Origin of the sequence: Zoogloea sp., assembly GCF_028689785.1 — a bacterium.
GTDB lineage: Bacteria > Pseudomonadota > Gammaproteobacteria > Burkholderiales > Rhodocyclaceae > Zoogloea.
Window position 1 is genome coordinate 1 of sequence record NZ_JAQVCN010000104.1, and the last position, 8526, is coordinate 8526.

Below are 8526 nucleotides of genomic sequence, written 5' to 3' on the forward strand. Positions count from 1 at the left end.
GCCGCGCGACAGGCATGTAAGGAATGACAATGCAGCGGCTGTTCGGCTCGAAATGCAGCGCAATACTGCGGGCGGCAAGGTAATGAAGCGGCGTCGCGACAAAAAATATGGCGACGGTACTCTTTGAGTCAGGTTTCATGTCGCTGCTGAGTGATGCTGGTGCAAGACGACGCATCCAACTCGATGATGTCGAAGCCTTTGCGCGCCATGGCGTCATAGACGTCGTCGTAAACTGATCTCGCCGTTTCATGGATGGCAGATGCAGGGATGCGGAAGACGGTAATGGGTGATTTGGCCAGAATATCGATGGTGTCGAGGGCGCTGCTGGTGAAAGAGGCGAATGCCTGGGGTAATGCGTCAGCGTGAATCAACTCCAGTTCAAGGATGTTGTCGAGTCGACGGACTTCCATGTCAAAGCGCTTGGATATTTTGGCAAGGTAGTGATCCGGCTCTTTGCGATGGGGGATGTACACCACCTTTGACAGGTTGATTTTGCGATGTACTTGGGCGAGGAAGTCGCAGTAGTCGTCCCGGTTCTCCAAAACAACTTGCCGGATGTCGCTGCCGATGAACCACACCTCTTGGGAGCGGGGCTTTTCTCGGATGTGTGATTTAGAAAAATTCAGATCATTTTTGACAATTTTATCTGCTAGTTCTGGATGCTGAATCTCGTAGTAGGTGAAGAACTGGGCTTGGTACGCAAACATCGGGCTCAGGCCCAGCGCATCTTGCATGAGTGAGCTCAACGCGCTGCGGGGCGAGCCATTTTTCCGTAAGAGGTGAAGGCTGCGGTTGGCAATCAATGCGGACCGCCGTATCGTGGATGCGCCATCGTCTATCAGATAGATGGACTCAAAGTGCCAGAGCTTATTCAAGAAAATGTTAATAAGATGGGTCGTGTCGCCCACAAAAATTTTGGAAAAGTGACGATGCCTCCGAAGAATTCGGAGCATGGGTTGAATTTGATTTTTTGTCGGGTAAAGCGAGAAAAAATACACTTCAGACCAGCGGGGGTACAGGTCAAGCAGTCGCTGCATGAGCTGCCTGTCGAGTTCGGCTCGCCATGCACAGAGGAGGATGTTGTCTCCGCCCGTCTGCCCGAGTTTTTCACAAGCCTCGATGCAGTTGAGGAGTTGCAAGGGGCTTCGGCAGATGTAGAGGTTGGGATGGCTGGGTGACATGTGTCTCTCTGGAAGGCTTATTTTTCTATGAGCTTTTGAACCGTTACAAAATCGTCTTCAATGTCAATGTCAATGGACCTGGATCGGGGCATCACGTAAGCGACGCTATCTTCTCCGATGAAGCTGCGGTGCTGGAGGAGCCAGTCAGTGCGTGCAATGTAAAGGGCGCCATTTAGGGAGTAGGCGGTGGGTAGCTCCTGGCGACGAGTGGCATCAACCTCAGGTTTGATCAAGCGATGCATTTGTTGCTGCGCACTCAAGCTGTACATCCAAAACGGTGACTCCGACGCGGGGCAGACCGATACACAAGATGGTGCACCGCTGCGCATCATCAGTTCGAAGGCGGAGTCGATGTCGGCGGACGTGCGAAGCGGAGAGGTGGGTTGCAGCAGGACGACGACATCGTGATCTGGCAGCTGCGAAAGTGCATGCAACACCACGTCCATGGACGAGGCTTCGTCTGTGGCCAGTGTGTCGGGCCGCTTGAAGGGAGCTTCGCAACCGTGTGCCTTAGCCACTTCGATGATTTCGTCGTCATCTGATGACAGGACGACGCGATGGATGCAGCTCGCCCCAAGCGCAGCTTCAATGGACCAGGCGATGAGCGGGCGTCCACCCAAGGGCAGGATGTTTTTACGCGGTAGGCCTTTGGAGCCTCCGCGGGCGGGAATGATGGCCAGTACCTTCATATCAGAAACTGATCGATTTCAGTTTGTGCACGTTTGAAGTCCTCCATGCGCCCGATATCCAACCAATACTCGTGCACGGGGAACATGGTGACGTCCTCGCCCTTGGCAATGGCTTCTTCCAGCAAGGTGGGCATGTCCAGACGTGTGTTGGGTTTGACGCGCTTGACCAAGTCTGGAGACAGCACGTAGACCCCAGCGTTGACGAAGAACTTCTGCACAGGCTTTTCCACCATGGAGCGGATCAAGTGGCCTTCGCTTTGAATCACGCCATAGGGCACCTGGTGTTCGTATTCACGCACGCACATGGTGGCGACACCGTTGTGTGAGTTGTGGAAGTCCAGCAGGTCTTGATGGTTGAGGGTGGTCAGCAAATCCCCGTTCATCACGAAGATGGGTTCATTGATTTCCTCTTGAGGCAAAAGTCCGAGCGCACCACCCGTGCCCAGAGGAGTTTCCTCGTGGGTGTAGCGGATGCTCACGCCCCAGCGTTCGCCGTCACCAAAATGGTCTCGCACCATTTCAGGTAGGTAGTGCGTGGAGATGAAGAACCTGTGAAAGCCTGCCTTGATGAAGCTTTCGAGGATCAACTCCAAAATGGGTTTGTCTCCCACCTTGAGCAATGGCTTGGGGCAGTCATTCGTCAGCGGATGAAGCCGTGTACCGAACCCCCCTGCCATCAGAAATACTGGATTGCTGATGAGGCGCTTGTCCAGCAGACCGTGAAGGGTTTCAAGGCCAATGACTTGGCCCTGCTCGTTCACCACAGGAAGTTGGAGCAGTTGCATGCGCTCCATCACCGCCAGAATCCGCTCGCGAGTCCAGTCCTTTTGGGCAACCTGTGGCGTTTTGCACATGACTTGATCAACCGGAATGCTCAGCGGCATGTGCTTGAGCAAAGCGCGGCGGACATCGCCATCAGTGAGCGTGCCCAGCAGGTGTCGCGCTTCATCGACGATGAGCGCAATGCGCAATGCACTGCGATCCATCGTGGCAATGGCCTCTTCAAGGGTGGCTTGTGGGCCTGTGAGGGATGAGTCCCAATTTTTCATTTTTAGAGCTCGTGGATCACGAAGTAAAACTGAGGTCATAAAAGGACTTTTTCAGCAGTCCACTCAGTGGGAAGTGCTTCAGTACATCCACTATTTTTTGGCTCGCCCCGCCGTTGCCATAGGGGTTGACCGTAGTAAGTAATGCCTCGCGAAATGCTGGCTCGTATAGCTGTTGGACTGCTCTGAGGATCGAATTCTTTTCGGGCTGACAGTGGATCACACTAGCTGCCGCCAGACGACCCTTCTGCCGATCACCGATATCCACAGTGCCAACGCCCATGCTTGGCGCTTCTGCCAAGCCGCTCGATGAATTGCCGATGACGCCATCGACTAGTTTCATGCAAGATAGATAGCGCAACTGGCCGAGGGAAGAGTAAACACGGGCGTTCGGATGTGTGGCCACAAAGGCATTCACCATACTGGCCAGTTCCCGCCCTCCTGTGTCGGCGTTGGGCATCGTGAATATGAGATGCGTGTCTTTCAGCTCACCCAATGCATCAAGCAGCTCGGCCATTTGTCGCCCAGAACTCTGACCCTCCAGAGTGACTGGGTGGAAAGTGATCAACAGGTTCCGTGAGCCCAGCTTGAAGTCGAGGGAGGCTTCCAGCGCCTCCCGGTCGAGCAGGGTGACTCGTTTGATGGCATCGATACCCAATCCACCCACCAGAAACACTCGTTCGGGCTGCTCACCGAGTTGAATGACCCGCTTGCGGTAGTCCTCGGCTGCCACGAAGTGCAGGTGGGACATTTTGGTGATCGAATGACGAATGGCCTCGTCGAAGGCGCCTTCGGTTGTCTCACCCCCATGGAGGTGAGCGACTGGGATTCCAGCGATCAGAGCGGCCGCGGCCGCGGCAAAAATTTCGAAGCGGTCGCCGAGGACGACAATCAAGTCTGGTGCAAGTCTGGCAAACGCATCGGCGTATCCGATCATGCCAAGGCCCATCGATTTGGTGACGGCAGTAGAGGTGTCGGAGCTCAGGAGCATCTCGACGCGAGCATCAATGGCGAAACCGGCCTGCTCTATCTCCTGGTAGGTCAGGCCAAATTCGGGCGACAGGTGCATGCCCGTGGCCAGGACCTGCAGTTCAAGACCTGGGGTGGTTTGCACCTCCTGCATGAGCCACCGCATCAGGCCAAATTCGGCCCGGGTTCCGGTAACAACACAGATCTTGCGGCTCATAGCTCGATCAACTCGTCGGTAACGAAATCTCGACGGGCCGGTCGGCCGATCACCTCGTCCCAACGCATGGGCGAGATGCCCGTGCCGGGACGCTTGGCGCTGAGGTTATCGGCGCTGAAGGCTTCTCCCGCCCGAATGGTACGTGTGGCCACGAGGGATTTCCGCGCGATGGGCTGGTTTTTCAACTCACTTTTACTTGGGCGCTTGATACCGTCTCCGAGTGCGCGCTCGATGTTGCGGATGGCACCGACCATCGCCTTTAGTTCGTGGGGCTCCAGACTGGCCTGATGGTCCGGGCCGGGAAGTTGACGGTCGAGGGTAAAGTGCTTCTCGATCACAGTGGCACCAAGGGCAACTGCTGCGATAGGAATCTCGATACCTGGGGTGTGATCGGAATAACCAACGTCGACGCCAAAGGCTGTCTTCAGGCTCACCATCGCCCGAAGGTTGACGTCCTCCATCGGAGTTGGGTATTCAGTCGTACAGTGAAGGGCTGTGATGAGGCTGCGTGGCGTGCCGGCCTGTTCGATGACATTCAGTGCGGCTTCGATATCACCCAGACCAGCCATGCCTGTGGACAAGATCACTGGCAAACCATGGCGCGTCATGTAGCGCAGCAGAGGCAGGTTGGTTAACTCGCCCGAAGGAATCTTGACCTGATTGAGGCCCAATTCGAGCAGCATGTCGAAACTGTCGGTATCGAAGGCGGTCGAGAAGAACCCGATGCCATGACGCCGGCATTCTTCGATCAGCTCCTCATGGTCAGCTCGCGACAGTTCGAGCTTACGCACCATCTCATACTGACTTTCGCCGGCGTCGGTAGTGCCCTTCTGGTACTCGGCCTTCGGTGCGTCCAGAGCAATACTCTTACCGGTGATGAAACTCTGGAATTTCACCAAATCGGCACCCGCTGCGGCGGCACTGGCCACTAACTTCTTGGCCAATTCGAGGCTACCGTTGTGATTGACGCCGGCTTCGGCAATGATAAGCGTTTTCATTTGATCCTCTTGGCGGGAATGCCGACATAAACCGAGTTCGGTTCACAAGCCTTGACGACCACGGACCCGGAGCCGATGACCGTGTCTTCACCAATGTGTAGCTTGGTGTTCCCATTACCCTGGTTGATCGCCGCTCCGGTACCGATCCAGCATCGAGCACCAATGTGTACGTTGCCAGAGATGTGAGCGCCAGGGGCTAGGTTGACAAAATCGGACACGATGACGTCGTGGCCGATGGTGGCATTCAGATTGAATACTCCGAAGTCGCCTACTTGTATATTGTTGGTGAAGCGCACACCCGCGCAGACGATGATGCCCTGCTTGGCCTCGATGGAGCGACGCTGGTTTTGCCCAAAGGTCGCGCTGGGGTGGAGCAGGTTGATGAAACTCAATTGACCGGCAAAGCGCTTGGCGATTTTCTGGCGAATAACGTTTTCGCCAATGCCGATGGTGAAGCCTATATCCCGGTAGTCATTCACCTGGCTTTCCAGGATTACTTCACCAGGAAAAGGCCATGCGTCTTGCTCAGATTGGTCGCGCGCAATGTAGATCGGCTGGTAACCGAGCTCGACGGCAATGTCACCTACTTCACGTGCGAAGCCCGAAGTCCCGAAGATGCCCAGACGTTTCATTGGTTGAGTTCCTTGGGTAGTACGCTGCTAGGCAGGTTGACAACCCGGGCCTCCAACCACTCGGCGTTGCTCAGTTCACCCTTGCGGCAGTGTGCGTAGATGGGCAGGTGGTTCATCAGCGCCCAGATTGGGCGGCTCATCACCCCGCGGTCGTTCGTGGCCTTGAGGAGGGCGTCGCGTTGCTCATGCCCTTCGCAGATGACCGCATTGAGCCAGTAGTTGGAGCGGCAGTCTGCGGGTTCGGTGAAGAATTTCAGATCACTGCCTTGAAAGTACTCAGCGTAGCGGGCGGCCAACTCCCGCTTGTTGGCGATGAAGGCCTCAAGTTGCTCCAATTGCGCGCAGCCGAGGGCGGCATTGAGGTTGGGTAGGCGGTAGTTGTAGCCCACCTCGTCATGCACGTATTCGTAGGGGTGTGGCTTCTTGGCCGTGGTGGTGAGGTGCTTGGCATGGGTGCCCAGTGCCTCATTAGCGAGGATCATGCCGCCGCCGCCGGTGGTGATGATTTTGTTGCCGTTGAAGCTGAGCGTGCCCAAGGCACCGAAGGTCCCGGTGTGGCGGCCCTTGTAGAAGCTGCCAAGTGACTCGGCGGCGTCTTCGACCAGGACGATCTGCCAGCGGGCACACACGCTGACCAAACCATCCAGGTCAGCCGGGTGGCCAAAGGTGTGCATCGGCACGCAGGCGCGGATCACTTTGCCGTCGCCTCGGGTGCGACACAGTCCGTCATCGCCGACTTCTGCGTGCTCGGTCAGCCATGCGTCCAGCGCCGTGGGAGACAGGCCAAGTGTGTGCCGGTCCACGTCGATGAACAGGGGCTCGGCACTGCAATAGGCAATGGCGTTGCAGGTGGCGACAAAGGTGAGGGGCTGAGTGACGACCAACTCGCCCGGCAGAACGCCTGCCAGCTTCAGGGCAATGTGCAGCGCCGCTGTGCCATTCACGGTGGCGACCGCCCTGGGACTGCCGGTGTAGGCGGCCATGTCACGCTCAAACCGGTCCACAAAGGCTCCGACGCTGGACACGAAGGTGGATTCGATGGTGTCCGCCACATAGTCGCGCTCGTGCCCAGCAAAGACCGGGGCATGGAGTGGGATGAAGTCATCGCTGCGATATTGCTCGCGGATGAACTGGACCAGTGCGTTGAACATGAGCAGGTCAGACGTTGTAGATATCGGCTTTGTACTTGGCCAGGTTCTCAGGGCGTGTGAACCAGTCCACGGTCGCCTTCAGACCATCCCTGATGCTGAATTCTGGCTTGAATCCGGTCAGGTTGTGGATCTTGGTGTTGTCGCACCACAGGCGAAAAACCTCTGACTTGCCGGGGCGCAGGCGCTGCTCGTCTGTGAGGAACTCGACATCGCTGTTCATCAACTCGCGGATGAGATTGAGGGTGTCACCCACTGAGATCTCGAAGTTGGAGCCGATGTTCACCGTCTCGCCGATAGCTTTGTCGCAACGGGCCAGTTCGAGGAAGCCGCGACAGGTGTCAGCAACGTAGTTGAAATCGCGTGTTGGCGAGACGTCGCCGAGCTGGATTTGCTTCTTGCCGTTGGCGATCTGACTGATGATGGTCGGGATAACCGCCCGCGCCGACTGACGTGGACCATAGGTGTTGAACGGGCGCGCAATGGTGAGCGGCAGATCAAAGGCGTTGTAGAAGCTCAGGGCCATCGCGTCGGCCCCGATTTTGGACGCGCTGTAAGGCGATTGAGCCTGCAGCGGGTGCTTCTCGTCGATGGGTACGTACTGAGCGGTACCGTACACCTCGCTGGTGGAGGTGTGGATGACGCGTTTGACGCCGTTTTCCAGCGCGGCTTGGCAGATGTTCAGCGTGCCCTTGACGTTGGTGTCCACATAGCTGTCTGGGGCCACATAGGAGTAAGGGATGGCGATCAGGGCAGCCAGGTGGAAGACGATGTCCACATCTTTGGTGATGTGTTTGCAGTAATGTGGGTCCCGTACGTCGCCGTTGAGGACTTCGATGTCGTTGCGGCAATCGACATCCTCCAACCACCCCCAGTAGTTGAAGGAGTTGTACTGGGACAAGGCCTTGACCTGGTAGCCCTCCTTGACGAGGAGTTCGGTGAGGTGCGAGCCGATAAAACCGTCGGCGCCGGTGACAAGAACGTACTTCATTTTGGGGCGCCGGAAAGGCTTTTGCTGCATGGGAAGTCCGCTACTTTAGCAACTCCTAGTCAGGACTGGAGGCGCGCTATCATCCGCCCAAAGATTCAACATCGCCGCACGGGCTTACGCAGCACACTTCGAGCCCGAATTGGGCTGTCACCAAACATGGTGTCAGCTTGAGGCAACCTTCCTGAGATCAGCCTGTCCATGCTTCAAAACAAATCAATCCTCATCACCGGCGGTACTGGCTCTTTCGGTAACGCCTTCGTGCCGATGACGCTGGCGAAGTACAACCCCAAGCGGGTCATCATCTACTCGCGTGACGAGATGAAGCAGTGGGACATGGCCAAGAAGTTCCAGGGTGATCCTCGGGTGCGCTTTTTCATTGGCGACGTCCGCGACCGTGAGCGCTTGTATCGTGCGCTGGACGGCGTCGATTACGTGGTTCACGCGGCGGCGACCAAGATTGTGCCGACTGCCGAGTACAACCCCTTCGAGTGCGTCAAGACCAACATCAATGGTGCGATGAACTTGATCGATGCCTGTATCGACAAGGGCGTCAAGCGCGTGGTGGCGCTGTCCACCGACAAGGCCAGCAGCCCGGTCAACCTGTATGGTGCGACCAAGCTGGCATCCGACAAGCTCTTCGTTGCCGGCAACTCAT

9 protein-coding genes are annotated in these 8526 nt (G+C 56.8%); 1 reads left to right on the plus strand and 8 read right to left on the minus strand.

Annotated elements, in window-relative coordinates:
• Nucleotides 1–128: 128 nt before the first annotated feature.
• From PHI64_RS22905 to PHI64_RS22940, 8 genes are read right to left on the minus strand one after another with little or no spacing between them, the layout of a single operon-like run.
• The gene (locus tag PHI64_RS22905) at nucleotides 129–1181 is read right to left on the minus strand and encodes a glycosyltransferase family 52 (protein ID WP_299888518.1); all 1053 of its coding nucleotides are present in this window, start codon (nucleotides 1179–1181) and stop codon (nucleotides 129–131) included.
• A 17-nt stretch (nucleotides 1182–1198) separates the two neighbouring features.
• On the minus strand, nucleotides 1199–1870 hold the full coding sequence (locus PHI64_RS22910) for an acylneuraminate cytidylyltransferase family protein (protein WP_299888521.1): 672 nt from the start codon (nucleotides 1868–1870) through the stop codon (nucleotides 1199–1201).
• Nucleotides 1867–2919, minus strand: a complete 1053-nt coding sequence (locus tag PHI64_RS22915; protein WP_299888524.1) for a nucleotidyltransferase family protein — start codon at nucleotides 2917–2919, stop codon at nucleotides 1867–1869. Before PHI64_RS22915 ends, PHI64_RS22910 begins: the two co-directional genes overlap by 4 nt.
• 16 nt (nucleotides 2920–2935) lie before the next feature.
• Complete coding sequence (gene neuC / locus PHI64_RS22920) at nucleotides 2936–4102, minus strand: UDP-N-acetylglucosamine 2-epimerase (RefSeq protein ID WP_299888527.1); 1167 nt, start codon at nucleotides 4100–4102, stop codon at nucleotides 2936–2938.
• Complete coding sequence (gene neuB / locus PHI64_RS22925) at nucleotides 4099–5100, minus strand: N-acetylneuraminate synthase (RefSeq protein WP_299888529.1); 1002 nt, start codon at nucleotides 5098–5100, stop codon at nucleotides 4099–4101. The genes neuC and neuB overlap by 4 nt, the downstream gene beginning before the upstream one ends.
• Nucleotides 5097–5732, minus strand: coding sequence for a hypothetical protein (locus PHI64_RS22930; protein WP_299888531.1), 636 nt, complete (start codon nucleotides 5730–5732; stop codon nucleotides 5097–5099). Before PHI64_RS22930 ends, neuB begins: the two co-directional genes overlap by 4 nt.
• Complete coding sequence (locus PHI64_RS22935) at nucleotides 5729–6883, minus strand: LegC family aminotransferase (RefSeq protein WP_299888533.1); 1155 nt, start codon at nucleotides 6881–6883, stop codon at nucleotides 5729–5731. The genes PHI64_RS22930 and PHI64_RS22935 overlap by 4 nt, the downstream gene beginning before the upstream one ends.
• A 7-nt stretch (nucleotides 6884–6890) precedes the next feature.
• Entirely contained in the window at nucleotides 6891–7871 is a 981-nt protein-coding gene (locus PHI64_RS22940) for an NAD-dependent 4,6-dehydratase LegB (RefSeq protein WP_299888536.1), read from the minus strand.
• 198 nt (nucleotides 7872–8069) lie between these two features.
• Between PHI64_RS22940 and PHI64_RS22945 the strand changes: the two genes are divergently transcribed.
• Nucleotides 8070–8526, plus strand: a 457-nt coding sequence (locus tag PHI64_RS22945) for an SDR family NAD(P)-dependent oxidoreductase (protein WP_299888539.1), incomplete at its 3' end; no start/stop codon positions are given.